The 24,866-nt window shown below is 33.0% G+C and carries 28 protein-coding genes; 6 read left to right on the top strand and 22 right to left on the bottom strand.

The window, feature by feature from the left end:
• The 10 genes from NG806_RS12500 to NG806_RS12455 all read right to left on the bottom strand — a co-directional run bounded on the left by NG806_RS12500 (nucleotide 1) and on the right by NG806_RS12455 (nucleotide 7,012).
• Nucleotides 1-456 carry a MarR family winged helix-turn-helix transcriptional regulator gene (locus NG806_RS12500; RefSeq protein ID WP_261509897.1) on the bottom strand — a complete coding sequence of 152 codons (456 nt, stop codon included), beginning with the start codon at nucleotides 454-456 and terminating at the stop codon, nucleotides 1-3.
• Nucleotides 457-593: 137 nt separating this feature from the next.
• The gene (locus NG806_RS12495; protein ID WP_261509896.1) at nucleotides 594-1,100 is read right to left on the bottom strand and encodes a hypothetical protein; all 507 of its coding nucleotides are present in this window, start codon (nucleotides 1,098-1,100) and stop codon (nucleotides 594-596) included.
• A 57-nt stretch (nucleotides 1,101-1,157) separates the two neighbouring features.
• Complete coding sequence (locus NG806_RS12490) at nucleotides 1,158-1,742, bottom strand: hypothetical protein (RefSeq protein ID WP_261509895.1); 585 nt, start codon at nucleotides 1,740-1,742, stop codon at nucleotides 1,158-1,160.
• A 71-nt stretch (nucleotides 1,743-1,813) separates the two neighbouring features.
• Nucleotides 1,814-2,179, bottom strand: coding sequence for a hypothetical protein (locus NG806_RS12485; RefSeq protein WP_261509894.1), 366 nt, complete (start codon nucleotides 2,177-2,179; stop codon nucleotides 1,814-1,816).
• 135 nt (nucleotides 2,180-2,314) lie between these two features.
• Entirely contained in the window at nucleotides 2,315-3,490 is a 1,176-nt protein-coding gene (locus NG806_RS12480) for a T9SS C-terminal target domain-containing protein (RefSeq protein WP_261509893.1), read from the bottom strand.
• 18 nt (nucleotides 3,491-3,508) lie between these two features.
• Nucleotides 3,509-4,270 (bottom strand): hypothetical protein, encoded by a 762-nt coding sequence (locus tag NG806_RS12475; RefSeq protein WP_261509892.1) that lies wholly within the window; start codon nucleotides 4,268-4,270, stop codon nucleotides 3,509-3,511.
• 69 nt (nucleotides 4,271-4,339) lie between these two features.
• Nucleotides 4,340-5,197 carry a GLPGLI family protein gene (locus NG806_RS12470; protein WP_261509891.1) on the bottom strand — a complete coding sequence of 286 codons (858 nt, stop codon included), beginning with the start codon at nucleotides 5,195-5,197 and terminating at the stop codon, nucleotides 4,340-4,342.
• 70 nt (nucleotides 5,198-5,267) lie between these two features.
• On the bottom strand, nucleotides 5,268-5,942 hold the full coding sequence (locus NG806_RS12465) for a hypothetical protein (protein WP_261509890.1): 675 nt from the start codon (nucleotides 5,940-5,942) through the stop codon (nucleotides 5,268-5,270).
• Nucleotides 5,943-6,018: 76 nt separating this feature from the next.
• Nucleotides 6,019-6,633, bottom strand: coding sequence for an SMI1/KNR4 family protein (locus NG806_RS12460; protein ID WP_261509889.1), 615 nt, complete (start codon nucleotides 6,631-6,633; stop codon nucleotides 6,019-6,021).
• Between the two features lie 190 nt (nucleotides 6,634-6,823).
• Nucleotides 6,824-7,012 (bottom strand): type I toxin-antitoxin system SymE family toxin, encoded by a 189-nt coding sequence (locus NG806_RS12455; RefSeq protein WP_261509888.1) that lies wholly within the window; start codon nucleotides 7,010-7,012, stop codon nucleotides 6,824-6,826.
• A gap of 94 nt (nucleotides 7,013-7,106) precedes the next feature.
• Here NG806_RS12455 and NG806_RS12450 point away from each other — a divergent pair, with 94 nt between their 5' ends.
• A complete protein-coding gene (locus NG806_RS12450; RefSeq protein ID WP_261509887.1) occupies nucleotides 7,107-7,325 on the top strand; it encodes a helix-turn-helix transcriptional regulator in 219 nt (72 codons plus the stop codon).
• Nucleotides 7,326-7,420: 95 nt separating this feature from the next.
• Here NG806_RS12450 and NG806_RS12445 read toward each other — a convergent pair whose 3' ends face one another.
• From NG806_RS12445 to NG806_RS12420, 6 genes are all read right to left on the bottom strand, one after another.
• Complete coding sequence (locus NG806_RS12445; RefSeq protein ID WP_261509886.1) at nucleotides 7,421-8,152, bottom strand: hypothetical protein; 732 nt, start codon at nucleotides 8,150-8,152, stop codon at nucleotides 7,421-7,423.
• A gap of 27 nt (nucleotides 8,153-8,179) precedes the next feature.
• On the bottom strand, nucleotides 8,180-8,698 hold the full coding sequence (locus NG806_RS12440) for a hypothetical protein (RefSeq protein ID WP_261509885.1): 519 nt from the start codon (nucleotides 8,696-8,698) through the stop codon (nucleotides 8,180-8,182).
• Between the two features lie 280 nt (nucleotides 8,699-8,978).
• Nucleotides 8,979-9,470: a hypothetical protein gene (locus NG806_RS12435; protein WP_261509884.1), complete on the bottom strand. Its 492-nt coding sequence runs from the start codon at nucleotides 9,468-9,470 to the stop codon at nucleotides 8,979-8,981.
• A gap of 215 nt (nucleotides 9,471-9,685) precedes the next feature.
• A complete protein-coding gene (gene groL / locus NG806_RS12430) occupies nucleotides 9,686-11,311 on the bottom strand; it encodes a chaperonin GroEL (protein ID WP_214828049.1) in 1,626 nt (541 codons plus the stop codon).
• Nucleotides 11,312-11,415: 104 nt separating this feature from the next.
• The gene (locus NG806_RS12425) at nucleotides 11,416-11,694 is read right to left on the bottom strand and encodes a co-chaperone GroES (RefSeq protein WP_089027780.1); all 279 of its coding nucleotides are present in this window, start codon (nucleotides 11,692-11,694) and stop codon (nucleotides 11,416-11,418) included.
• Between the two features lie 190 nt (nucleotides 11,695-11,884).
• Entirely contained in the window at nucleotides 11,885-12,019 is a 135-nt protein-coding gene (locus NG806_RS12420) for a hypothetical protein (RefSeq protein WP_261509882.1), read from the bottom strand.
• A 279-nt stretch (nucleotides 12,020-12,298) separates the two neighbouring features.
• Here NG806_RS12420 and NG806_RS12415 point away from each other — a divergent pair, with 279 nt between their 5' ends.
• Together NG806_RS12415 and NG806_RS12410 are read left to right on the top strand one after the other, a co-directional pair.
• Nucleotides 12,299-13,483 (top strand): trypsin-like serine peptidase, encoded by a 1,185-nt coding sequence (locus tag NG806_RS12415; protein WP_261509881.1) that lies wholly within the window; start codon nucleotides 12,299-12,301, stop codon nucleotides 13,481-13,483.
• A gap of 100 nt (nucleotides 13,484-13,583) precedes the next feature.
• Complete coding sequence (locus NG806_RS12410) at nucleotides 13,584-14,216, top strand: hypothetical protein (protein ID WP_261509880.1); 633 nt, start codon at nucleotides 13,584-13,586, stop codon at nucleotides 14,214-14,216.
• Here the strand turns inward: NG806_RS12410 and NG806_RS12405 are convergent.
• From NG806_RS12405 to NG806_RS12395, 3 genes are all read right to left on the bottom strand, one after another.
• A complete protein-coding gene (locus tag NG806_RS12405) occupies nucleotides 14,213-15,445 on the bottom strand; it encodes a cation:dicarboxylate symporter family transporter (protein ID WP_261509879.1) in 1,233 nt (410 codons plus the stop codon). The genes NG806_RS12410 and NG806_RS12405 overlap by 4 nt on opposite strands.
• A gap of 82 nt (nucleotides 15,446-15,527) precedes the next feature.
• Nucleotides 15,528-16,814: a CitMHS family transporter gene (locus tag NG806_RS12400; RefSeq protein ID WP_261509878.1), complete on the bottom strand. Its 1,287-nt coding sequence runs from the start codon at nucleotides 16,812-16,814 to the stop codon at nucleotides 15,528-15,530.
• A 34-nt stretch (nucleotides 16,815-16,848) separates the two neighbouring features.
• On the bottom strand, nucleotides 16,849-17,538 hold the full coding sequence (locus NG806_RS12395; protein WP_214828061.1) for a DUF2490 domain-containing protein: 690 nt from the start codon (nucleotides 17,536-17,538) through the stop codon (nucleotides 16,849-16,851).
• 151 nt (nucleotides 17,539-17,689) lie between these two features.
• Here NG806_RS12395 and NG806_RS12390 point away from each other — a divergent pair, with 151 nt between their 5' ends.
• Entirely contained in the window at nucleotides 17,690-18,799 is a 1,110-nt protein-coding gene (locus NG806_RS12390) for a sensor histidine kinase (protein ID WP_261509877.1), read from the top strand.
• On the top strand, nucleotides 18,792-19,493 hold the full coding sequence (locus NG806_RS12385) for a LytR/AlgR family response regulator transcription factor (RefSeq protein WP_214828067.1): 702 nt from the start codon (nucleotides 18,792-18,794) through the stop codon (nucleotides 19,491-19,493). The genes NG806_RS12390 and NG806_RS12385 overlap by 8 nt, the downstream gene beginning before the upstream one ends.
• Before the next feature lie 35 nt (nucleotides 19,494-19,528).
• Here NG806_RS12385 and NG806_RS12380 read toward each other — a convergent pair whose 3' ends face one another.
• Together NG806_RS12380 and NG806_RS12375 are read right to left on the bottom strand one after the other, a co-directional pair.
• Nucleotides 19,529-21,904 (bottom strand): M1 family metallopeptidase, encoded by a 2,376-nt coding sequence (locus tag NG806_RS12380; protein ID WP_261509876.1) that lies wholly within the window; start codon nucleotides 21,902-21,904, stop codon nucleotides 19,529-19,531.
• Nucleotides 21,905-21,971: 67 nt separating this feature from the next.
• Nucleotides 21,972-22,550: a HupE/UreJ family protein gene (locus NG806_RS12375; RefSeq protein ID WP_261509875.1), complete on the bottom strand. Its 579-nt coding sequence runs from the start codon at nucleotides 22,548-22,550 to the stop codon at nucleotides 21,972-21,974.
• Nucleotides 22,551-22,618: 68 nt separating this feature from the next.
• On the opposite strand from NG806_RS12375, the gene NG806_RS12370 reads away from it, so the two are divergent.
• A complete protein-coding gene (locus NG806_RS12370) occupies nucleotides 22,619-23,119 on the top strand; it encodes a DUF6702 family protein (RefSeq protein WP_214828077.1) in 501 nt (166 codons plus the stop codon).
• 1,108 nt (nucleotides 23,120-24,227) lie between these two features.
• Here NG806_RS12370 and NG806_RS12365 read toward each other — a convergent pair.
• Nucleotides 24,228-24,821, bottom strand: a complete 594-nt coding sequence (locus tag NG806_RS12365) for an acyl carrier protein phosphodiesterase (RefSeq protein ID WP_261509873.1) — start codon at nucleotides 24,819-24,821, stop codon at nucleotides 24,228-24,230.
• Nucleotides 24,822-24,866: the final 45 nt, after the last annotated feature.

Here is a 24,866-nt window from a genome sequence, read left to right as displayed (position 1 = left end):
CTATTGGTTGATTGTTTCAATTTTGTTGTTCATGATTTCCATGGCATTTTGAAAATATTTTTCTAAAGTTTTTAATTCTTCAGATGAAAAAGAAGCAAACAGCTGATCGGTATTATTCTGAAAATCTCGATAATAAGGAGTGATTAACTGAGTGATTCGTGCAATGTCAGGAACAATATTTATTTTTCGCCTGTCATTCTTATCAGCCTGTCGGCTAACCAGTTTCTTTGCTTCAAATCTGTCGATCAATCCTGTTACCGCCCCGGTTGTTAATCCTGTGATGACAGCGAGTTCACCAGCCGTCATTGCTCCTTTTTGTAGTAAAAATCCTAAGTATTTATGATCAGTACCCGTAAGTCCTATTTTCCTTCCAATGCTTTCGTGCATTTGAATGGAAGTATAAGCAAACTGTTGGCTTAATTTTCTCAGTTTAACGACTTCTTCTGTGATTTCCATAATGCTTAGTAGATAAATATCTTAGTTACAAAGATAAATTATTTTATTAAATAAAAACCGCTTTGTATAAAATAAAGCGGTTTTAAATATATTATTAATGATTTTAAGATATGTATACGATGGTTGTGTAGCGGGACTTATTTAATTTTTTTAAGATAACTTCTTTTATTTTTCCACTTACTACCTAAAAGCAAAAACTTCTTTTTATTAGTATATACCTTTGATTTTTTAACGAGTCTATCATTGTCAATTCTATAAGCAAATAGTTTATTTCCTTGAATTTTATATTTTAAATGGTAGTTAATTCCATTTTCGATTTTTAAATCATAATTATGATAGTTGCCAGATAATATGTCGGATATTGTTAATGAATCATTTACGGATTCTATTTCTCCTTTATTCTTATCGAATTTTAAATATAGATTATGACCGCTTCGTTTGTAGAAACCAGAAAGTTCTGTATGCTGAAGATCTCCAGAAAATATATAATTAAATTCATTGCTATTTTTTAAGTCGATCTTAGTGACGAAGAAACCAAATTCAACTTTGTTAGATTTATAAATTCCCTGCAATTTTTTTTGTGATTTGCAAGATGAAAGAAGTAATAGAGCTAAGATTAGATTTAGAATTTTCTTTGTGTACATTGGTAAAAGTTGTCCGAAGTCAGAAGATTTGGGAGAGGTTACAGGGTGGAACTCTTTTTATTTTTTAAATTTTGAATTTTCAAATGCTTTCACAAGTTTATCTAATTCTGGGGTAGGATAGATGTAAAAGATGGTAAAACTGGCTTCATATCCATTTATCAGGGTGCGATATATAATAAAGTTATGTGAAACATTATTTCCTAAATCTTTTTCCAAAACTGTTTTATAAAAAGTAACTCCATCGATTTTTTCCACTGTAATTTTACTGTTAAATCGAGCTTCAGGCTGGGTTACTTTTAATGATTCAATTAAATCATTATTTTGTTTTTTGATTTCAGATTCTTTGAATAGATTGGTTTTTGATGTATCTTTTTTGTAAAAAGTCAGAAAGTTTGTGTGATTTCTTCCTTGGAATCTAGTTTCTTCTGCCTTTTCCGTTACTGGATTTATCTTTTTTATTTCCTGTTTGTTGTTCGCTTCTACTATTTGAACAGGCTTCTTTTCCAGGTTCATATTAGTGAAATCATTCGGAAGGTTAATTACCCATCCAAGCTTTTCAATTTGATATGGATTTGATTGTTGTGCCTGACAAAATGAATTTGTTATGGCGAGAATGATAAAGGTTATAATTTTTATTTTCATTGGTCATGGATTTTTATAAAGATAAAGAACTCTAGGCTGTTCAAATCTTCCTTACTTTGCACATTGGTGTTTTAGTCAGTATAGTTTCCTGAAACAATTTGATCTTCCATTACTCCCACAATCTCAGAAACTGGAACTTTGAAGATTCCGGCCTCTCCTTTGTCAAACTCTTTTTTCCAAAAAGAATATCCGTCCATTTCAGTGGAGTCAGGCATTTTGCCGTTTTCATTTTGTATTTTGGTGACACTTTTGTTCAATGCTTCTTCAGAAATCGGGAGATGGCTTAATTCATTTGCAAAGCCTCCAGGGCTTTTTGGACTTTTCATCCTTAATCCGCTAACTGAAATGTGAATCACTTTCCCGGTCTGTGGATATTCTTCAATCTTTAAAATTTTAGAGCCGATTTTTCTTCTCCGGGACGGGTTTTGTAATTCCATTCCTGGCCTACACGGTATTTATTAGCCTCCGAACTATTTTTGCATTGGCTTAGAAATAGAGTTGTAATTGTTAAAATGGAAAAACGAATTATGGAATTGATATTCATGTTCATGTTCATATTTGAAGGTTTATTATTATCTCACAATTTTAATGCATTCTAAAATTCCTTTTTCATTTTTAAAACGAAAAATATAAGTTCCCTTCCGTACTTTTGATAAATCTATATTTTTATTATAGTAGGTAAAACCTTTGGTAATTTGTTTTCCATCTATTGAGAAAATGGTGTATTCAAATTGATTGCTATTATTTTTATTACTGATTACAAAACCGTCTCTATAGGCATTGACGAAGGCTTTTGTTTTCAATACTTGATCTTCCATCGTTATCTTTCCAGAGAGTATATTTTCACTAATATCTGCTACTTGTATGCTTTTAATAGCTGAGCTGGTTAGAGACGTTGTACTTCCACCGATGACGTATAATTTATTGTTATATACTTCCGCTGCAGCGTGTCTTCTGGGAATCATATTGGATGATAGCTGATGTAATTTATTAGTCGTAGTATCAAAATAGGCCAGAAAAGATTGATTATTAAAACCACCTACAATAAAAATCTTATCACCGGATACCGCTAAAGAGTGTCCGGATATAGCAGCAGGCATCGTATATTGATCGACCCAAAGATTAGTGTTGAGGTCATAAACATTGATCAGACGAGACGGTGTGCCATTAAAACCACCAATTACATAAAGCTTATCATTAACAATTTTGCCCTTTGCTTCTCTGGCTGTGGGCATATTGGGTAATGGATTCCAAGTATTTGAAGCAATATCATAATACTGGAATTTATTAGAAAATACAGTCTTTGCAGCTCCATTGAGTCCGCTGCCACCGAACACATATATTTTGCCATTATAGATTGCAGAACCTGCATTTCCTGTATAGGAACGATTAACAGCGCCCTTTGTTATGGTATTGGTGGCAAGGTCTAAAATTTCAAGATGGCTGTTTCCCCAACCATTAAAAACATAAATTTTATTATTGTAAGTCTCCGAATTAGCAAATCTTTTGGGAAGTAGAGTAGAATTAAGAACACTCCAACTGTTATCAGTGATATTGTATTTCTCAATATACTTTGCATCACTTGCTTTTTCCTGATACCCATTGCTTACATAAATATTATCATTCACGATTACACTGGTTATGGCACCTCTGCCTACAGACATATTTTTGAGATTTTGAAATGTAAGCGTTTGTGAATTAGCTAACAATGAGCCAAAAAATATAAGGAGTAATAATTTTGATTTCATATTTTCATAAAGTTATTGTTAATAATCAACATACACCTTTTCCAAATTCGACATCATAAATAAAAAATTGTCAATTTGATCTTTTGTCGGTTTCTTTGAATATTGTTTCTTTATCTCTTTAATTTCTTCTTTTGATAATTCTTTGGTGTTTTCATAGGATAGATCCCATTCTTTGTCCTCTTTGTTACTTTTGAGATAGTTTATATATGCAATTCTATATTCTTTAGTTTTTTGAAATTCTTTGAACTGCTTTATTTTAAACTTGATGTACTCCTCGTTTTGTAACTCTTTGCTTTTAGTTAAGATATCATTGCGTAAAGTAAGAATTAGATAACTTGAATAGTAGCTTGAAAAACCAAAATTATCAGAATCAATAAAATCTCCATTCGGTACAGTAAGAATTCCTGAATAGTTCAATTTAGTTTTTTTATTGGGGAAAATTTTGTTGAACATTGAAATTTGTGTGTCTGAATCACTGTCAGGATCCGTTATTGTAAGATCGACCAGAAATAATTCATTATCTATTATTTCAAAATAAGCAATATACCCACGATGGTTTGAGGTAGTCATTGAAAATGTTTCATCTCCGTTTTCATTTTTTCTTACAAACTTTTCTCCATAAACAGGATGATCTTCTGGATGTTTCTCAAAATAGCTTTCTAAAGGATCATTCAGTAGTTTATACTTTTTCCCTTGTATTGTGATAAAATTAGTTTGCTGGCCGGTTGCTAAAAATTTTATAGATATTAATATAAACAGAAATAAAAATTTGAACTTCATAAGTCTGGTAAAAGAGTAAATTTATTAAGTAAGGATGATCAATATTGAGAGAGTTGTTTACCAATATTTTTATTTGTATAATTCTCTTTCAATAAAATTATTATTTTTCTTAAAACTTTCTTGCGCTCGTTGTTCTTTTCCTTTAATAAGATCTTGTTTTGTTAGTGGATTTCCATTGGCATCAGAAAATATCGTTTCTGACATTTCTGAAGAATTGTGCATGATTTTTATATTCTTTGCAGGGTCTTTTTTATATTCATTCCAGAGCTTATTGAATTTTTCATTGGTCAGAAAAATTTCTTTCATGCTTGAATTCATCATTAAAGGTTCATAATTAAGTTTTTTACTTCCAACCAGGTTGAAAATATGATCTCCTTTATCGTCTCCAATACTTAAAATTAAGCCTGGAAGGCCACAAAATTTATAGGGGCCATCCTGTATTTGAATGTCATTCGTGAACCATGCGATCCAATTTCTTCCACCAAAAGTAGTGGTTGCTTTTTGAACCTTAAAACCCTCAATGGTTTTTGTGTCCGGGGTAATAGTCCAGTTTATTTTATGCTGTTCTTTTAAAGCGACATTGCTGGCACTCATGGACGTATGATAAACCGTTTCTAAATTAGGATAGTCTTTGGAAACCCGGAAATTAACTTTGGCCTGTTTAATTTTTCTCATATCAAAAACCATAGATTGAGAAGCTTTTCCTTTTTCAATTTCTGCTTTAAAAAGAGAATCTCTGGTGATGAGCAAAGCACTGTAGAAGTTGGAACCCTCTTTTGTAATGTCAAGATTCATGATTTCTTTTTCCACGTTTTCTTTATTTAAAGAATCCATTTTAAAAGAATATTCATAGGTAAATCTTTGATTTTGAGCACATAATAGAGTGATGGTGAAAATGAAAATTAAAAGGATAGTGAGTTTTTTCATTTTTTGATTAATTGTTTTAAACGTACTTTTTATTGAAATTAAATTAAAAGACCTTTAGTGGCAGAGCTATTTATTCTAATTGTAATCTACTTATCTTTCCAGTAAATACATTTGAAAAATTATTTTCACCAAGTCTTAATCGTAATTTAGTTTCATAATTACCATCATAGATTACTGAAGTTGTAACTGTAATTTCGTTGGGCTTAAAATAAATCATACTTAAACAGGTGCCACAATCAGCAGCATAATAACTTTCAATATCTTTCCATTCACCTTTTTCATTTTGTGCCTGCATTATTAAAGGAATATAGTATCCATATCCAATTTGAACATCTTGTAAATCATTATTAGTCAAAATTACAGGATTTGCATAAAAGAAATCAAAGGTGTTTGAACTATTTGTATGATAAACAATTTTTGAAAATTTTATTTTTTGAGTTGTATCAACAAAAATAGTAACCTTACCTTCAAATGCATTTTTAAAAGAATTCTTTTCCCTTTTTATGTAACCTTTATTACATGGATTTTCATAATGATTTTCAATTGCTAGAAGTCTATTATCTTCAAATTTATTAATGATCTCTTTTTGAAAGTTTCCCATATAAATAGGTTCTCTCTCCCAAGAATTTTTTACGTTTGATGTGTAAAATGCTGCTTTATCCTTTATATCTTCAATGAGTTTAGGGGCTTGCGAATACAGCAAATTAGAAAAAATAAAGAATAATATTGATAAACTTATTTTCATTGGTAATATAAATTTTTAAGGTTTGTACAACAGATCTTCTTACTCTGCGAAGTCTCCAGACTTTAAGCATTGGGAGTCACCTTCTTGTTAGCGATCCTATTTTTTTGTTCCAAAATGAATCTGTATTGATTTTCTTTGCCTTATTATTTGAATAAAGTAAAAAAATATCTTTTACGATTCCCTTTGATAAATTGTCAGCCCAAAATATAATGTCAGTGCCATACATTGAAAGAACAATCTCTTCATCATTCAGTATTAAAAAGCGATGTCCAAAATAGGGAAAGATTGCAGGTACACTTTGCTCATTTATAATATCTTCAGTCACCTTATTATCCTCCATTATCCATTCAATTCTTGATTTTATTGTGGGAATGTCATCGGGATATGAATAAAATATAGGACCAAAATCAATTTCTCCGTAGCCACCATTATTATCTATTCCTGGTCTATCGAGCCCATTCATTGTTCTGTAAAAATTCTTTAATGACTCTGGGAAAATTATGTTTAATTGTCTTTGGAAATCTTCTAATTGATGTTCTGATAATCCTTTTTTCCATTTACTTCCTTCCTGAATTTGAAGTCCCCAACAAACTTCTAAATCAACTTTTTCCCAATACTTTTCACTTTCCTTTTTTATCAATTGAAAGCTTGAAATGGAACAGTCTAGATTTTTTACTTCTTTTATTGTCATAATGTTTCTTCTAAATATTACAGCTGAAGGATTAGTGCTTTGTATTTGGTTGAAGAATTGAATCACAAAAATAAAGTTTAATAGATTACAAAGCTCGAATTTTATAATAATTAATTCGTTATCCAAAGTTTTCTGATCTAGGATTTATTTATCGTATTAAATTAGAAAGACTTTGCACAACATTGAGGTATTATTCCTTTTCATTATTAAGAGTAATTGTCAGTTTATTTTTCTTTAGTTCTATGCTAATACTTTTTCCTTCTTTGAAACCAAGTTTCTCAAGCCATTTTCCCTTCAGCCTAATTTCTGGTATCGTTGTCAAACCATATGATCTGGCTTGGTATTTACGATATATTTTAAGTTTTCTTAAATTAGCCATTGTCATATAATTATATGACAAATGTAGATCAAATTTTTAAACTGTCAACTTTTTATATGACATTTTTGTCAACAAATTAGCTGACATTTGATTTGTGACTAGAGAAATACTAAAGAAAGAACTCGGTAAACGAATAATTGAGCTTCGTGAGCAAAAGGGCTGGAGCCAAGCAGACCTTGCTCGGGCTTGCAGTAAAGACCGTCAGGCAATTGAAAAATTAGAAAATGGGAAAGTTAATCCTACACTTTATACATTGTTTGAAGTTGCCAATGCTTTAGAAGTTTCTTTATCTAAGTTGGTTGATCTTTCTTAAATACTCTTTGTTTTCTGGAAGCTTTTGGATTGTAAACAAATTCTATATAAAATATCTTGAATTTGATCACGATTGGTTAACTCATATATACATGACTATTTTGGAATTTTTGCTTCTCTAAATATTCCTCTTTCTGATATTTCAGTATTTGATATTTTATGTTTTGGAGTTAGGGAAATGTGCCTAATTTTTACGAGTAATTTTGTCTTTGGGTGAATGATGACTTCATCAGCAATTATTTTTTTTATATCTGTATTTTTACCCAACTGTAAGTAGATGTCACCTTTTTTTAACTTGAGTTCGTCAAGGTGTATTCCGTTCATACTTTCTATATCATCTAAATTATAAAAGAATAAACTATCCTTTGTTTCTTTAAAATTTTCAAATACAAATCTTTGCAATCCATTTTCATGGTCTGAATATCCTCGATATTGATATATTCTGTTTGTTAAATTAATGTCTTCGTCTTTGGAATTTATAGTTTTTATTGGTTTGAAAATGGGTACACTTTTATAATACGATTCTCCGCAAGTTCCGTAACATTCATGGCTCACTCCCTCAATATCATATTTAGAAGGAATATTTGATAGGTTATAAAATGGAAGAATTTTTTCAACTTCAACTTTGAAAGTTTTTGATGAATCTAAAATGATATATCCATGTGGATTTGAATCAAGTCCTCCCCAGGCACTGAAATTATAAATAACCTTTGATGTTCCTTCGATTTTTTGGACGTATAATTGATCAATTCTCCATTCTGGATTTCCAAAACCGCAACCATAAAACATCGAAAGAATAGATAGTATGGGGAACAATTTAATTTTCATTCTGTAGTAAAATATTTTGAAACATATTTACAGGATGCTCTTTCCTGTTTTTTTTATTTGATATATCACACCTATACATAACCCAATAATCCCTCCAATGTATCCGAAATTATGTATTGATCCAACATTTATAAAACTGTGAACATCTTTAGTCTTACTCGGAATATACCAATTTGTGCTTTCAGGGGATAAAAATAAAAAGGCATATAGGTATCCAACTATTCCAAATAAAATCGTAACACAGAGATTGATTAAGATTGATCGGATTGTCACTTTGAGTACTTTTTTGGGATCAAGAAACACAGAGATTAAGCCATATACTATTCCTAAAAAAAGACCTACCCACCAAGTCGCCAGAAATCCAACGATTCCGACTTTGATTCGGGTATTTAAGTGTAACCGTTCAATTCCAAACTGTGGAAACTTAAAAAGGGTATAATATTCAGGTGAAATGGTAAATGTAATTTGATCGTGCAGTATTCCATACATTCCAGCCAGTAAAATTGAAATAATGGTGATAAGAACACAGTTTAAGACTTGCTTCATGGTTAATTTTCTATCCGGTTCTAATTTACAGAAAGCTTCGATATAATGAATAGGTATTATAGTATTTTATTGGATTTATATCCAAAAAAAAAGCCCTGTAAAAATAGAGCGGTTAGTATATTAGATTGTCGCAGTGACATGCTACTACATCATTCCTGGCATTCCACCATCCATTGGCATAGCAGGTTCAGGGCTTTTCGCTTCAGTGATTATACTTTCATTTGTTAAAAGCATTCCATATACAGAAGTTGTATTTTGCAATGTAATGTGATACGAAGTTTTATTTATTTGTAAATTTTTTTTTAATCCTCTCAATTACATGTTGAAAAGAGGTCAATTCATATCCAATGTGTTTACTATGTAAAGCTTCTACAAATTCAGGTACATTGGAATATATGTTTATTTTTAAAGTTACCAATTTTTTGTTTTTATCATCGAATAGACTTATAAATTCATTTCCATCATCATCAACTCCATTTTTATATCCAAGAATATCGTTTAAGTGTATAGTCTTTTTTATTATTAAGAAGTTACGATAGACTAGATTTTCGTTTTGAATATTAGCAAGTATCAATTCATAATAATTCTTTTTCACTAGTAGGAAAATTATGAATAGAAAGATTAAAATAAAGTAACTAAACCATAAATAATGGCCTTGTGAAATCATATTTTGATATGCTCCTTCGGTAAAAATAAATGGCAGGGAGATTGAAAAAAAAGAGAGTGCAGTTCTAAAAAAAACAATGAAATAATTTTTTATTTTTAGTGTCATTATATTTTTATTGATTTTCTTTTTAAGTAAAGTCCAATTGTCAAATATATGAAACTTTGTAACTTTTGAAAATATGTTTCTTGGTTAATTTTGGTGCTGCAAAAATATATAAATCCCTAAACCAATGTTGAATGTTATAAAGCAGTATTAAACAAAAAAAACCGCCCTATAAAATAGAGCGGTTAGTATATTAAATTTGTCTTAGCGACTTGCTACTACATCATTCCTGGCATTCCACCTCCCATTGGCATAGCAGGTTCAGCGCTCTTAATCTCAGTGATTACACACTCAGTCGTAAGAAGCATTCCTGATACAGAAGCTGCATTTTCAAGGGCAACTCTTGTTACTTTCGTAGGGTCGATGATTCCTGCTTCAAGCATGTTTACATACTCGTCAGTTTTAGCATTGTATCCGAAGTCTCCAGTACCTTCCGCAACTTTAGCAACGATTACAGAACCTTCACCTCCTGCGTTAGCAACGATTTGTCTTAATGGCTCTTCGATTGCTCTTTTTACGATTTTGATCCCTGTCGTTTCGTCAGAGTTAATTCCTGTAAGGTTTTCTAAAGCAGTGATCGCTCTTACTAAAGCAACACCACCCCCTGCAACGATACCTTCTTCAACAGCTGCTCTTGTAGCATGAAGTGCATCATCTACTCTGTCTTTTTTCTCTTTCATTTCAACTTCAGAAGCTGCACCTACATAAAGTACGGCAACACCACCAGCTAATTTAGCTAATCTCTCCTGTAGTTTTTCTCTGTCGTAATCAGAAGTAGTGGTTTCCATCTGAGCTTTGATCTGGTTTACTCTACCTTTGATCTTGCTTTCTTCACCACCACCGTTTACGATCGTTGTATTGTCTTTATCGATTGTTACTTTCTCAGCAGTTCCAAGCATATCTAAAGAAACGTTCTCCATCGTGAAACCTTGTTCTTCAGAAATAACCTGTCCACCTGTTAAGATCGCGATATCTTCTAGCATTGCTTTTCTTCTGTCACCAAATCCCGGAGCTTTTACGGCAGCAATTTTAAGAGAACCTCTTAATTTGTTTACGACTAAAGTAGCTAAAGCTTCACCTTCCACTTCTTCAGAGATAATTAATAAAGATTTTCCGCTTTGTGCAATTGGTTCAAGAACTGGAAGCAATTCTTTCATTGAAGAGATTTTTTTCTCTACTAAAAGGATGTAAGGGTTTTCTACTTCAGCTAACATTTTTTCAGGATTAGTCACGAAGTAAGGAGACTGGTATCCTCTGTCAAACTGCATACCTTCTACAACATCTACTGTTGTATCGATACCTTTAGCTTCTTCTACAGTGATTACTCCTTCTTTACCTACTTTTCCGAAAGCCTCAGCGATCAAAGATCCGATTGTTTCGTCGTTGTTTGCAGAAACAGAAGCTACTTGCTTCACCATTTCTTTAGAATCTCCAACTTCTTTAGATTGAGCTTTTAAACTTGCAACAACAGCTGTTACTGCTTTGTCAATCCCTCTTTTCAGATCCATTGGGTTAGCACCAGCAGCTACATTCTTAAGACCTTCTCTTACGATAGCCTGTGCTAAAACAGTAGCGGTAGTTGTACCATCTCCTGCGATATCATTAGTTTTGGAAGCTACTTCTTTTACCATTTGCGCTCCCATATTTTCTACTCTGTCCTCAAGTTCGATTTCTTTTGCTACAGAAACACCATCTTTAGTTACGTGTGGAGCCCCGAAAGATTTTTCAATCACAACGTTTCTACCTTTTGGTCCTAAAGTTACTTTTACCGCATTTGCTAATGCATCAACCCCTCTCTTTAAAGCGTCTCTTGATTCAATATCGAATTTAATTTCTTTTGCCATTTTATTTAGATATTAGATGTTAGACGTCAGATATTAGACGCCAAGCATTATTTTTAAATTAATTTTTTATCCAGTTTAAAATCTGAAATCTGAAATCTGGAATCTTATCCAATAATTCCTAATAGATCTCCTTCCTTTACAATTAAGTAATCCTTCCCGTCTAATTTTAATTCAGAACCTGAATATTTTCCGTAAAGAACTTTGTCACCTGCTTTAACAGTTGTAGGCTCATCTTTTTTACCAGGACCTACTGCTACTACTGTACCTTCTTGTGGTTTTTCTTTTGCAGTGTCCGGAATAATAATACCTGAAGCTGTTTTAGTTTCTGCAGCGATTGGTTCGATCAAAACTCTATCTGCTAGTGGTTTAAAGTTTACTGACATAATATATCTTTTTTTAATTATTTCTGCATTCAAATTCTCTAAATGTGTGCCAAATGAAGTTCAGGGTTCATTGTTCATCATTGACAGTTAAAAATGGCAGAGTTTTATTTCGGGTGTGAAATTTTGGCAGAACAATAAAAAATAAAGCCGGAAAAATTCCGGCCTGTATTTAACTGTAATGGTCTTTTGATTAAGGACAATTTTGCCCTGGTCCGATCCAAAGAGTACATTTTCCGTTATCGTCGCGTTCGCAACAAACAAGTCTCGCGGCACCTCCCTGAATGGATTTTTGTGCGTCTCTGCTTAGTAATTTAGCATTTTTCATAAGTAAATATTTTGTTTTGATGACCCCAAACATTTAAAGTCAATTGGGACTTTTGACTATCTGTTTAGCGAGTTAAACAGTATTTGTTTTTTGGTTCTTCTAATATAAGCAATTTTCTCTTTATGTAGAAAAAAAATAAAATATAATAAATTGATACCCTGTGGATTATACTGCGATCGATTGCGGGGATTGTACTGAATAAAAGCAGGGATACCACTAGAGTATTTGCTGTTGCATTGCTTCACCTTTGTTAAACCAAACCATCATAAAATTAAAAAAATGGAAAAATTAAAAAAAATCTTTCAAGGTGTTCCAGCCGACTCACCAATTCCTAAGGAGTTGTTATTGGAACAGGAGAACCCACGTCCAACTAAAGAATTGGATCGAAATCTTTTTATTACAGATGCTGCCAAAAGTTTTAGGCTCACTGAAAAGGTAAAAGATTCAGCGAAGCTTTCGGTATCAAAACTGAATAAGGAATTAGGTCAGTTAGATCAGATCTCCCCATTTGACTGGGGGATTCCAGGTAAAACGGAAGAAATTATTTCTATGGAAAAACTTCAGACTAAAATCAAGTCTGAGAAAATAAAAGTGACCGAAGCTGAAGCTTTTGTTCCGGAAACGCATATCCTTGGACTGCATCCTAAAGTAGTTTTTGCAAATACCAAATCTGCAAAGAGAAACCGACTAAACAGAATCGTTACGAAAAGTGCCAACCACACCACGATTTTTGGCAGCGATAACAGAGTGAATATTTATCCTAATACCTATCCTGAATGTTGTGTCTGTAGAGTAGAGGTTTATACTAAGCTAACTGACGCATCACCCTGGTCATATCAAGGGCGGGGAACCGGATTTATGGTCGGTAGAAAAATTCTGATGACTTCAGGACATATGAGACCGCAACAGCCATACAAATCATGGATGATAAAAGTAATACCTGCTTATTACGATGGAAGATCAATTTATGGAAACTCATTCTACACCTACGGAGAAAGTTATATAGCCTATCAAAGTGATGTGGGTAATGATATGATGGTCGTAAAATTATATGATAATATTGGAGATACGACAGGGTACTTCGGAGCCAAAAGCTATAACAGCGATTGGGAAGACATGAATGTATGGACGATGACAGGTTATCCGTATGATAAAGGGGAAAATAGACCAACCTACCAAAGCAGTATCAGTGTTGTGGATGACGACGACGGTGATGATGTTAAATTACCGGATGGAAGAACAGTAGACAGCACCCAGATAGAATCTTATGCTGATGAGGCAAGTGGAGCATCGGGTTCACCATTGTACAGTTGGTTCTCTAACGGACAGATGTATGCTATAGGAGTTCATCATGGTAATGAAACAGATTGGGAACTTTTCGGTTCAAATCTTCATTCTGTAGCTTCGGGAGGAGACATGTTACCTGCTCTGGTTGTCTGGGCAAGAAATAACTGGGGGAATTAGTGACAGGAGGCCTTAAAAAACAATAAATGATCTATATAAAGAACGCTTTACTTTTTTGTAAGGCGTTTTTTTGTACTTTTCTGTTGAAAATTATTTCTAAATGAATGAAAAAAAGAAACAGGTTTTAAGAAAAGTCAGCATAAGAAAATATCTGTATGCATTCCTTCTTTTTAGTTTGATTGCTGTAGTTTTTATAGTGACTTTCCAAAATGAAATAAATCTGCAAAATCTAAATAAAAGCAGTCCAACAGAAATTATTTTATTTATCTTGTTTCTTTTGATTGTTTTTTTCTTCTGGCGTATGATCCGAAAGAGATATAACAGAATAAAAGTTGTTATTGAAAGGTTACCCGAAAAGGATTGGCGAAAAATAGAAATGCAGAATAAAAGCTTTACTTTTTTTAATACCAATCAAATATTACCCATGTTTATCATCACTCAAAATGATCTGATTATTACGCGAACGGCAAATTTGGAAACCATTCCTTTTGGTCAAATGAAGGAGATAGGCATCTTTGAAGACACTTATAAAAATGGAATGTTCCGGCATCTAATTTATGTGAAAACAACCCATGAAAACTACAGATTTGGTGCTGTTTCTGAAAGCGAAAAAATAAAGGATTTAGAAAACAGGGCATCAGAAATAAAACCGGAAATACCTGTAAAGAACTATGATGATGTGTGGGACTATTTTAGCACCTCTAAAAAGAAATGGACCTCTCAGGAGCATTAATTATTATTGAATTCTGTCACTTCATTTTTCTCCAAAGGCTGATTGATTTTTGAAATTACAGCACCTGAAACAGCAATGCCAATAAAATTGGTTACCGATCTTGCTTCATTCATAAAACGGTCTACACTGTAAAGTAATGCTAAATCAGTCACCGGAATTTTTCCAAATCTATTCAAAGTAAATATAAGGGCCAAAAAGCCAGATCCAGGAACTCCCGAAGCTGTTTTTGAGGTAATGGAAATAATGACAAAAAGCCATAAATAATCATTAAGGCTTAAAGAAATATGATAAAACTGGATCAGAAAACAACAGGCTACAGAAATATAGATACAGGCTCCGGCAAGATTGAAATTATACCCAAGTGGAATAATAAATCTTAAAATCTTTCTGCTGTACCCCTGGGATTCCATTTTTTCAAAAATAATGGGGAATGCGGTTTTCGAAGAAGATGTAGTAACGACAAGAATGATTTCCTCTTTGATACTGACAAGAAATTTCCACAGATTAAATTTGAATACATAGGAAACAAGTCCTAAAATCCCAAAAATAAAAACAATATCTGTGAGGTATACGGTTGCCACAACTTTGCTAAGTGGCAGAAGGGTATTGATACCATATACAGCGATGCCATAAGCGATGTTGCAAAAAATAATAAAAGGGAGCGTGAAATATAAATATTTAATGATGGTATAAAAAATATCAAGACCCCGATCTAATATTTTTATAAACTTTTCCCTTCCTTTCGACAGATTCATATAGATTCCGATAATAATGGAGGTAATAAGAAAGATACCATGTCTGTTAAGATAGATAACAGACGTTATAGAGCTGTCATTGATTTCAAAATTCTTTGGGAGGGTTGTATTTATTTTAGTTAGCTCAATTCCTGTATTGGCACCGGGTTGCACAGCAATACCAAAAATAAATCCCAGTAAAATGGCTATTGAACTTATAATTAAAAAATAAAGAGCGGTATGCCAGACCACACTTCCTGCATTTTTGATATCTGATAAATGACAGATCCCATAAATAATCGCCATAAAAATAATGGGCAGTATGATCATTTCCAAAACCATAAAAAAATATCTGCTGATAACACCAAGCTTAATACTTATCTCAGGAATGTAATGTCCGGCAAGTACACCACCAATGATGGCTACGAAGACATACAGCGTAAGATTTTTTAAATATCTGCTGGTGAATGTTTTTTTTGTATGGAAAAGGTTCATTTCAAAATTATTATTCTCTGCGTAAAAGGATGGCTGATTATAATTATAAGTTTGAAATATAATAATTATAAACTAATTTCAGCTATATAATTCCAAGAAGCAGTGCTCCCAATAACATAACAATAGATGATCCGATAGCCCATTTGAGTGTGTATTTTAAATGATCAGAAAATTCTACACCCGCAAGTGAAACCAGTAAATAAGTTGAAGGAACCAGCGGACTCAAAAGGTGAGAAGCCTGTCCTACAAGGCTTGCTCTTCCTAATATATCCGGTGGAATACCAAGCTGATGACCTGTAGCTGCAATGATAGGCAGTATTCCAAAATAATAAGCATCATTGGTAAGAAAGAAGGTTAACGGAACACTGAATACGGCTGTAATAATATTTAAAGAACTACCCCAGCTTTTCGGAACGATCTCTATCATACTGTTTCCCATAGCTTGCATAATACCGGAACCATTTAGAATTCCTGTGAAAATTCCTGCTCCGAAGATCATCCCCGCCACGGATAATGCATTTCCTGCATGTTTGGACATTATTTTCTGCTGGTCCTTTAATTTTGGATAATTGATAACAGAAGCGATACAAAATGCAATCATAAATGCAATCCCAAGGGGAACGAGATCTAAAATCATAACCGTTAAAAGAACGACCGTAAGTCCAAGGTTGATCCAGATAAGCTTTGGACGGAGAAGTTTGGGGTCTACCTCCCCAACAATATCACTGCCACTGTAATTGGTGTATTTTCCATGTTTTGCAATTCGTTTTTTTTCCTTTAAACCTAGAATGTAAGCGACAAATAGCACCCAGCAGATTCCTAAAATCATAATGGGAATCATAGGGACAAAAATTTCTGTATGTCCAAGTTTCAAGGAGCTCATGACTCTGGCAGTGGGCCCACCCCAGGGAAGAATATTCATAATACCACCAGCAAGCATAATGATACAGGTAAGAATAAGTGGATTCAGTCCCTGTTTTTTGTAAAGGGGAAGCATGGCAGCGACTACGATAATATAGGTAGAAGAGCCATCTCCGTCCAGCGAAACCAATGTGGTGAGGATAGCTGTTCCTATGGTTGTTTTAATAGGATTATCTCCAACGGCTTTTAATATTACATTAACCAATGGTTCAAATAGTCCGGTGTCGATCATTAAGCTAAAATAGAGGATAGCAAAAATCAGCATGACGCCGGTAAGCGCTATTTCTTTGACTCCATTTTTCATCATGTCCCCAAGCTGAGGACCGAATCCTGCAATGAGAGCAACTACTACCGGCACGATCACCAAAGCAGTAAGAGGTGTCATTTTTTTATTCATGATGAGTACCATGAAAATGAGGATCATCAAAAACCCAAGAAATGTTAGCATAGCAGTATATTAAATTTTATAAGTAATGTATCGGTTATTTTTGTTTCTTTCTCCAGTCAAAAGTGTTTCTGAAACCTATGTATCCATAATTGCTTGTTTTTCCTGGTGACAATTGATTGATAAAAGCCAATTCGATGGCTGAATTTCTTCCAGCTTTTATTCCGAGTCCGGCAGTAATACGGTTGCTGTCGAAGGGGTCTTCTTTCTTAATATTCATCCTTATTTCATTCTTCAGGATGCCATATAATTTCTCTTTTTCACCTTTTTTATTGAAAGGAATTCTCATAGAGATCAGATAACGTACTCTAAGTACAAATTCATCAGGATTATTGATAAATCTTTCTTCTACACGAAATCTACTGGAGACGGATGTTCTGCCAATATCGTGATCCAGGGTTACCTGTTGGAATGCTCTTTTTTCATACCGCGTTTTTTTCTGATCATTGGACTGATAGGAATCTAAAATAAGAAACATCCCTCCTGCAGCAGGCCTTACTCCTTTTGTTACTTCATAATCCAGGTAAGCATTAACAAGGAAAAGTCTAGTGTCATAGGCAAGGTCAAAAGATCGATACTGCGTTAAAGCGGTTAATGTACTCTTGTCCGATACCTTTGCGGTCATTATATATTGGAACCACATATTATAAGTGTCATTACTTTGAGCCTCATAAAAATGGTTGAGCAGTATTAAAAAAATAAAAATTAATTTTCTCTTAATTTTCATATAATATTTGGTTAATGTTGTTGTTTCTCAAATATATTTATTAGAAGTACCGGGCTGTCAATTTTTCAATCAATGACCTATTTTATCAGCGAACTGCATTTTCCATCAAAAACATCCTATATTTGAAAACTTTTGAAATAGGTTTTTTGAAATGTTTTTAATTATAAATATTGTTATTATACTGCTGGTTTTCAGGATTTTATTCAGTTCTAAAATTCTGAAGGTCCTTATGGATTCCCGTTGGAAGTTTTTGTTGAGGTTACAGCATGTTTTCTTCTTTTGCCTCTTCATTTTGATTACTTATTTTACCGAAAACTACTTCCTCGATGCTCCTGATTTGATTTGGAGTATACTTTCTGTAACTATTTTCAATATTGGAATTTATTATCTGGTGTATTATTATTTAGTTCCTTATTTTTATTTGTCCAATAAGTATCCGGAATTTATCCTGTATGCTTTGATCCTCTTTTTGGTGTCGAGTCTTTTCAGAATCTTACTCGAACCTGAGATTTTTAATATGAATTTTAATGAAACTCTTTCCAATACAAAATTTTTATATAATGTGTATACGGCTCAGGGAATCATTATTGTTGTTGCTTCATTTCTGGGGATTACAAAAGATAAATTTATCATTGAGCAGGATGTTGTTGATCTGGGAGAACAAAAGGAGCAGCTTTATCTGGATCTTTTAAAATCGAAGATGAATCCACATTTTTTATTGAACACGCTGAATAATATTTATGCAAACAGTTTTGTTTCTTCTGGAAAAACTTCAGATTCTATTTTGCAGCTCAGTAAGCTTTTACAGTATATCATTTATGACAGTGGAAAAGAAAAGATAAGCCTGGCTCAGGAGTTTTCTTCGATACATTCTTTGGCTACGCTGTATCAGTTGAAGTATGATAATCAACTTAATATTGATTTTAATATTCAAAATGAAGAGACTTTGGATGTAATCGAAATTCCGCCATCTGTATTTCTGACACTTTTTGAAAATGCGTTGAAGCATTCAGGAATTGGTTTGGAATCTGATCGTTTTATAAAAGTTTCGTATGCTATTGAAGGGCGGGATATATTCTTTGAAATTATAAATTCTATTACTACTAAAAGGCCTTCTGAAGATACAGGATATAATGGGTTGGGAAATGAAGCGATTATACAAATATTAGAAAAGCATTACTCAGGAAATTTTAACCTTTTCTCTGAAGTACTTGAAGATAATACCTATAAGACAACTTTAAAAATTAATCTGAATGACTAATCTATCTGTAGTAAATGTAGACGACGAATATCCTGCGTTGCAGCTTGTCAAACAATACTGTGCGCAGATAGAAGGGATAGAGTTGCAAAGTTCATTTCAGAACCCTGAGATGGCATTGGAATATTTAATAAAAAATAGAGTAGACCTTGTGATCCTGGATATCAATATGCCTGGAATAAATGGAGTAGAATTGTTACAGCAACTTCCTTATAAGCCCCTGTGTATTTTTATGACATTAGAAACTCAGCATGCTGTAAAAGCTTTTGAACTGGATGTTGTGCATTACCTGGTGAAGCCGGTAGATTTTGAGACTTTCAGAAAAGCGATACACAAAGCTAAGGATTTCATGAAGTTTAAAAACTCTTCTGAACAAGCAGAAAAAGAAGATTTTATTATGTTTAAATCCAATTATATCATGAATAAGGTTTTTCTTAAGGATATTCTGTGGGTAGAAGGTTTTGGAGAATATATTGTTTTGGTAACCCCTTTAAAAAAGTACATGATCCTGGACAGGATGTCAAATTTTGAAGAGAAGTTTCAGGCTTTTGGATTTATCCGTGTGCACAAATCTTACATTGTTTTATCTTCTCATATCGATTCTTATGATGTGAAAAATGTTTACTTGAAAGATGGAGATAAAGTTCCTTTAGGGAGAACATACAAAGCCATATTAAAAGATCATTTAGGTAAATAAAAAAACCGCCTTATGGACGGTTTTTAATTGTTGATTTATTTTTTTCCTGCGGCCTGCATTGGATTTACTTTTCCGCTGGCTCCACCTCTTACTCCGCCTTCATGTTTCTGTTTAAACACCTGGAATTTTGAAGTCTGTGAATTGGTTCCATCGTTGCTCCAGAAATTATTTGAAGTATCAATATCAGCTGTTTCTCTCATTGGATCCAGTTGGATAGATTTTAATTTCTTTTCAAAGTAGTAGGTTTTGGAAGCTTTTTGTTCATTCAGCCTCCAGATCTGTGCAGAAGATTTATCGTAAAGTTTCGTACCATCTTCAAAAGTAAACTCAAGAATTATAGGCATTACCAATCCACCTTTATTTACAAAGTCAATTTGATAAGCCTGAATGTTTTTGAACTTTTCTTTGTCTTTGTTATCTAGAGTGGTGGTATTATCCTGAGTAAGAGAATGTTCTTTATCATTGTCTACTTTTTCCTGACCTCTGTCATAACGATAATAGAAATCCTGAGCTTCTTTATCTTTATCTACATAAAATGTAATATTCTTATCCTCTTTGTTTCTGATTTTTGAAAGGTCTTCAAAATCATTCACCAGCGCTTTGTCGACCTTATACTTTATTTCTTTACCTGTTGGGACAGCATCCAGGTCAGGGGTAGCAATGGTAACTTTATCAATAGCAATATCTACAGGATCAATTCCATAGAACCACCCTCTCCAGAACCAGTCTAAATCTTCACCACTTGCATCTTCCATAGTTCTGAAAAAGTCAGCAGGTTCAGGGTGTTTGAAAGCCCATCTTTTAGCATATGTTTTATAAGCTTTATCAAAAAGTTCTCTGCCCATGATCGTTTCACGAAGGATATTCAACCCGGTTGCAGGTTTTGAATAGGCATTGGGTCCGAATTGAACAATGTTTTCAGAATTACTCATGATCGGTTCCAATTGATCTTTTGGAAGTTTCATATAATCTACGATCGTCCATGCCGGTCCGCGTTTTGAAGGGAATTTATTATCCCATTTTTCTTCTGTAAGGTATTCTGTAAATGTATTCAATCCTTCGTCCATCCAGGTCCATTGTCTTTCATCCGAGTTGATGATCATCGGAAAGAAGTTGTGTCCGACCTCATGAATGACTACTCCGATCATTCCGTTTTTTGTTCCCTCAGAATAAGTTCCATCTTTTTCAGTTCTTCCAAAGTTGAAACAGATCATAGGGTATTCCATTCCGTTGGCAGCTTCTACAGATTGAGCAACCGGGTAAGGGTATGGGATAGTGAATTCTGAATAGGTTTTAATGGTGTGAGCAACAGCCCTAGTAGAGAATTTTCTATACAATCCATAAGCTTCTTTTCCATAGAAGCTCATAGCCATTACTTTGTTATTATTTTCCGGGATGGTAACACCCATTCCGTCCCAGATGAATTTTCTGGATGAGGTCCAGGCGAAATCTCTGACATTATTAGCTTCGAATACCCAGGTTTTTCTTTGTTTTGATTTATTTTTTTCGGCTTTTTTAGCTTCCTCAAGAGTTACGATTTCTACAGGTTCTGCAGAACTCTGAGCTTTTTTATATCTTGAAAGCTGATCAGAAGATAAAACCTGTTCATAGTTTTTACATTCTCCTGTTCCACCTACAACATGGTCAGAAGGAACATTCATTGAAACTTTAAAATTTCCAAAAGCTAAAGCGAATTCTCCTCTTCCTGTAAACTGATGATTTTGCCATCCGTGGAAATCGCTGTAAACGCACATTCTCGGATACCATTGCGTGATTGTATAAAGGTCATTCCCATCTTCAGGAAAATTTTCATAACCACCACGGCCACCCATTTTAATTCTGTTGGTAATGTTATAATTCCAGTCTACTTTAAAAACTAATTTCTCACCTTTTTTTAGAACCTTAGGTAGATCAATACGCATCATTGTTTTATTGACCGTGTAGCGTAAAGGAGTTCCTGATTCATCGGTTACTTTTTCAAGATGCACTCCGTATCCATTGTCTTTTTCCGGTAAAACGGAAGCTTTCAGCTGTTGATCATTTGATATTTTTGGAAGTGTGGTTGAAGTAGGATAATTTGCTTTATTTATAGATGAAGCTTCATTCTCATCCAGTTGCAGCCAGATGTAATCCAGATCATCCGGAGAGTTATTGTAATAGGTAATGGTCTCAGATCCTTTTAGATTCCTTTTATCTTCATCAAGGTATGCTGAAATATTATAATCTGCTCTGTTCTGCCAGTAACCGTTTCCTGGTGATCCCGATGCTGTTCTATATATATTGGGAGTAGGTAAAATAGTTCCCAATTGTTCAAATTTATTTCCGTGATTGCTCCCTGGATTATTTTGAATGTTTTGAGCGGTTAAGCCTACAAATGTGAATACAGAAAGTACAGTTACTTTTAGTTTCATAAGCGAAATGATTTAATAATTTTCAAATATAACAATAAGTCGTTGAAAAAATATCAATCGTTACTCCTTAAAATGGAATTCTTTCTAAAGTCATTTTCAGTGCCAAAGCAAAAACGCCGGAAGACACAAATAGTATCCAGTCTTTCTTGTTGACCTTGAAGATATTTAATGCTATAAAAAGCAGGATCAATATGGCAAGAACAATAACGATCTGGCCAACTTCCAGCCCAATGTTAAAACCCAAAAGCGGGACTGCTATACTTTGACTTTTTGCAATCATTACCCTTGCTGTATTGGCAAATCCCATTCCATGAATCAATCCAAAAATTGAGGCCATATAGTAATTGGTTCTGTCCAGGGTCTGCTTTTTGTTTTTCATTAGAATATTCCCCAATGCAGTAAGTACGATCGTTAAAGGGATTAAAAATTCAACCCAATTTGACGGAACTCTCACAATGTCTAAAATACTTAACGCCAAAGTTATAGAATGTCCAACCGTAAAAGCAGTGACAAGAATCAGAATTTTTTTCAAATCTTTGTACGAATAGACGGCAATTAAGGCCAAAACGAAAAGTTGATGATCCAGTGCATCCAGAGAAATAATATGTTCCCAACCCAGCTTTAAATAGAATAAAAAGTCTTGCATGATATTGTGATGATATAAAGCTTACGAAAATAATGATTAATTTCGGAACAAATTTAATCTTGTACTTTATGAAGAGTTTGTGGCTGTTTTTACTTCCTGTTATTTTTTTGTTTTCTTTTGCCAGGATTAAGCACCCTTATCATGTGGGTTCGGTAGAAATTAATTATAATTCAAAGTCAAAGACTTTTGAAATTACCGGACGCTTTTTTCTTGATGATCTGGAAAATGGGTTGACAAAAAAGTATGGAAAACCTTTCCATTTTAACGATGAAAAATACAAAGCTCAGCTTAATGAGGCTCTTAAGAATTATAGCGCTGAATACTTTAAATTAAAAGCTGACAGTCGTTTTTTAAAGGTCAATTATATTGGATATGAAGAAGACAGTGAATCTGTAAATGTTTTTCTGGAATCTGAATCTGTAAATGCTCCTAAAAAATTAGAATCTGCAGTTAGTTTTCTTTATAATTTGTTTGATGATCAAATCAATATCGTCCATATGATCATTAATGGTCAGCGCAAAAGTGAAAAATTAAGCTATCCAAATAGGTATGTATATCAGCAATTTTAGAAATTCAGGATAAAAGCTACATCATTTAAGAATCCTTTAAAGACACTTATTTTATAGATAAGTGTCTTTTTTATGCATTTTTTCCACAAATTTTAAGAGAATTTAAAACGAAACATTAATACACTATTGTGTGATAAAAAATATTTCATTAGTTTTATAATTATTAATTAATATTATACGTTAACATTTTATTGTGAATTTATTTGTTTATAATACAGGTGTTTGTAAATATTTAAAATTCACGTATTGGTGACTATGTTAACTATTAACAATTATTAATATTTATATTATTATTTTGATATTTAAATAAATAGTATTACATTTGATTTAACATATTTATGTTAATTTTAATTAAAATGTTATTTTTTATGTAAAATTATCAATATTTATAATGGCTGGTATATTAGTAAAAAGTAAGATTACTTTTAATACTAAAAAGGAGAATATTTAAAATAAATAAGTTTGTTATGAAAAGTAAAAAAATCGATCTTTTTTTTCTGTTTTTAGCTTTAGCCCCCAAGATGCAAGCGTAAGTTAGGATCAATAGGAGAAGCCCCTACAAGGTGTATTTTTAATATTGATGGTGCTGAGATGCTTATTAGCAGTACCAACCTATTGCGCTTGCAAGGATTAATACTAGAGTAGCAGATGCTGATTTGATCGTTACAGAAGTGAATGACTTTCTGATAAATAGTTTAAAATAACCATGAAAACTATATTATATAAAATTTACGGTAAAAGTTCCCATTTACCAAACAGGCACAAATTCTAATAACACAAATTCAATATATGGAGCGCTTACTTCGGTAGGTGCTTTTGTTATTACAAATCTTACGTATTTTTATGTTATTCAATTATAGGATAACACGTTAAAAAAAATTAGAATTTCATTAGAATATTTATAAATATACTTTATGGCTTATTTTTTGAAAATGATATGATGTTAAATTTTTACTAAAGTGATTTGTAAATTAACAAACACAAATGATGAGAAATTACTTGGTAATTAATCCTTAAGATGAAGGTTTTATTTCATCCCAAAAAATAAGACGGATATTCTAAAAACACAAATGAAAAAAAGTACTTACACCTGTAGGTACTTTTTTATTTAATTTTCTAATTGTAAGACTGTATTAATGCCTTTGGTATGGGCAAGAAGGTCTGGGAAAAAGTGATCATAACAATTCTGTAGTATGCTTTTATTCTCCAGAAAAGCTTTGAAAACCGGGATGTCTTTATCCAGGTATTTCGCTTTGTTTAAAACATTTTGTATACTGAATTTTATTCCCCAATCTTCACGGTAGTTATACAGCCAGTCATCGGCTTCCATTTTTACCAGCATCCTTTTGAAATTCTCGGGAAGCCACTTTTGATTTTCATTTAAAACCCGATAGACTCTTGAAGAATGTTCTTTCCATTCTTGTAATGAATGTTGTGTAAGGTCATTTGCCAGAAAATAATCCATTGAGACATCCACAAATGCTCCAGCATATAATCTCACCAATGGACTGAATACTTTTTTCGCTTCATGAATAGCAGGGTGTGAATCTGTAAAAGTATCAATTGCCCGGTGAAGGGTGATACCATCCTGGATGTCTTTTGGAAAAGAATATCTATCCTTATTTCGGATAAAGTCTTCCAGAAACTGTCCTACAATTTGTTGATCTGTAAAAGAAAGAAAGGAATGAGCTAAATAATTCATATCGTATTAAGGCCAAAAAATAAAACCCTCAAATAAATGTAAGAT

It is taken from the genome of Chryseobacterium paludis, from assembly GCF_025403485.1.
Taxonomy (GTDB): domain Bacteria; phylum Bacteroidota; class Bacteroidia; order Flavobacteriales; family Weeksellaceae; genus Chryseobacterium; species Chryseobacterium paludis.
This window is presented reverse-complemented; position numbering and strand designations above follow the sequence as displayed.

Bases quoted from the DNA above. Each gene is read 5' to 3' on its own strand.
- NG806_RS12465 (WP_261509890.1), bottom strand. From the start codon at position 5,942: ATGAAAATAAGTTTATCAATATTATTCTTTATTTTTTCTAATTTGCTG.
- NG806_RS12410 (WP_261509880.1), top strand. From the start codon at position 13,584: ATGAATGAAAAAAAGAAACAGGTTTTAAGAAAAGTCAGCATAAGAAAA.
- NG806_RS12460 (WP_261509889.1), bottom strand. From the start codon at position 6,633: ATGACAATAAAAGAAGTAAAAAATCTAGACTGTTCCATTTCAAGCTTT.
- NG806_RS12390 (WP_261509877.1), top strand. From the start codon at position 17,690: ATGTTTTTAATTATAAATATTGTTATTATACTGCTGGTTTTCAGGATT.
- NG806_RS12435 (WP_261509884.1), bottom strand. From the start codon at position 9,470: ATGACACTAAAAATAAAAAATTATTTCATTGTTTTTTTTAGAACTGCA.
- NG806_RS12420 (WP_261509882.1), bottom strand. From the start codon at position 12,019: ATGAAAAATGCTAAATTACTAAGCAGAGACGCACAAAAATCCATTCAG.
- NG806_RS12425 (WP_089027780.1), bottom strand. From the start codon at position 11,694: ATGTCAGTAAACTTTAAACCACTAGCAGATAGAGTTTTGATCGAACCA.
- NG806_RS12480 (WP_261509893.1), bottom strand. From the start codon at position 3,490: ATGAAATCAAAATTATTACTCCTTATATTTTTTGGCTCATTGTTAGCT.
- NG806_RS12365 (WP_261509873.1), bottom strand. From the start codon at position 24,821: ATGAATTATTTAGCTCATTCCTTTCTTTCTTTTACAGATCAACAAATT.
- groL (WP_214828049.1), bottom strand. From the start codon at position 11,311: ATGGCAAAAGAAATTAAATTCGATATTGAATCAAGAGACGCTTTAAAG.
- NG806_RS12385 (WP_214828067.1), top strand. From the start codon at position 18,792: ATGACTAATCTATCTGTAGTAAATGTAGACGACGAATATCCTGCGTTG.
- NG806_RS12405 (WP_261509879.1), bottom strand. From the start codon at position 15,445: ATGAACCTTTTCCATACAAAAAAAACATTCACCAGCAGATATTTAAAA.
- NG806_RS12475 (WP_261509892.1), bottom strand. From the start codon at position 4,270: ATGAAGTTCAAATTTTTATTTCTGTTTATATTAATATCTATAAAATTT.
- NG806_RS12395 (WP_214828061.1), bottom strand. From the start codon at position 17,538: ATGAAAATTAAGAGAAAATTAATTTTTATTTTTTTAATACTGCTCAAC.
- NG806_RS12400 (WP_261509878.1), bottom strand. From the start codon at position 16,814: ATGCTAACATTTCTTGGGTTTTTGATGATCCTCATTTTCATGGTACTC.
- NG806_RS12415 (WP_261509881.1), top strand. From the start codon at position 12,299: ATGGAAAAATTAAAAAAAATCTTTCAAGGTGTTCCAGCCGACTCACCA.
- NG806_RS12490 (WP_261509895.1), bottom strand. From the start codon at position 1,742: ATGAAAATAAAAATTATAACCTTTATCATTCTCGCCATAACAAATTCA.
- NG806_RS12495 (WP_261509896.1), bottom strand. From the start codon at position 1,100: ATGTACACAAAGAAAATTCTAAATCTAATCTTAGCTCTATTACTTCTT.
- NG806_RS12375 (WP_261509875.1), bottom strand. From the start codon at position 22,550: ATGCAAGACTTTTTATTCTATTTAAAGCTGGGTTGGGAACATATTATT.
- NG806_RS12370 (WP_214828077.1), top strand. From the start codon at position 22,619: ATGAAGAGTTTGTGGCTGTTTTTACTTCCTGTTATTTTTTTGTTTTCT.
- NG806_RS12470 (WP_261509891.1), bottom strand. From the start codon at position 5,197: ATGAAAAAACTCACTATCCTTTTAATTTTCATTTTCACCATCACTCTA.
- NG806_RS12500 (WP_261509897.1), bottom strand. From the start codon at position 456: ATGGAAATCACAGAAGAAGTCGTTAAACTGAGAAAATTAAGCCAACAG.
- NG806_RS12380 (WP_261509876.1), bottom strand. From the start codon at position 21,904: ATGAAACTAAAAGTAACTGTACTTTCTGTATTCACATTTGTAGGCTTA.
- NG806_RS12440 (WP_261509885.1), bottom strand. From the start codon at position 8,698: ATGAAGCAAGTCTTAAACTGTGTTCTTATCACCATTATTTCAATTTTA.
- NG806_RS12485 (WP_261509894.1), bottom strand. From the start codon at position 2,179: ATGGAATTACAAAACCCGTCCCGGAGAAGAAAAATCGGCTCTAAAATT.
- NG806_RS12455 (WP_261509888.1), bottom strand. From the start codon at position 7,012: ATGGCTAATTTAAGAAAACTTAAAATATATCGTAAATACCAAGCCAGA.
- NG806_RS12445 (WP_261509886.1), bottom strand. From the start codon at position 8,152: ATGAAAATTAAATTGTTCCCCATACTATCTATTCTTTCGATGTTTTAT.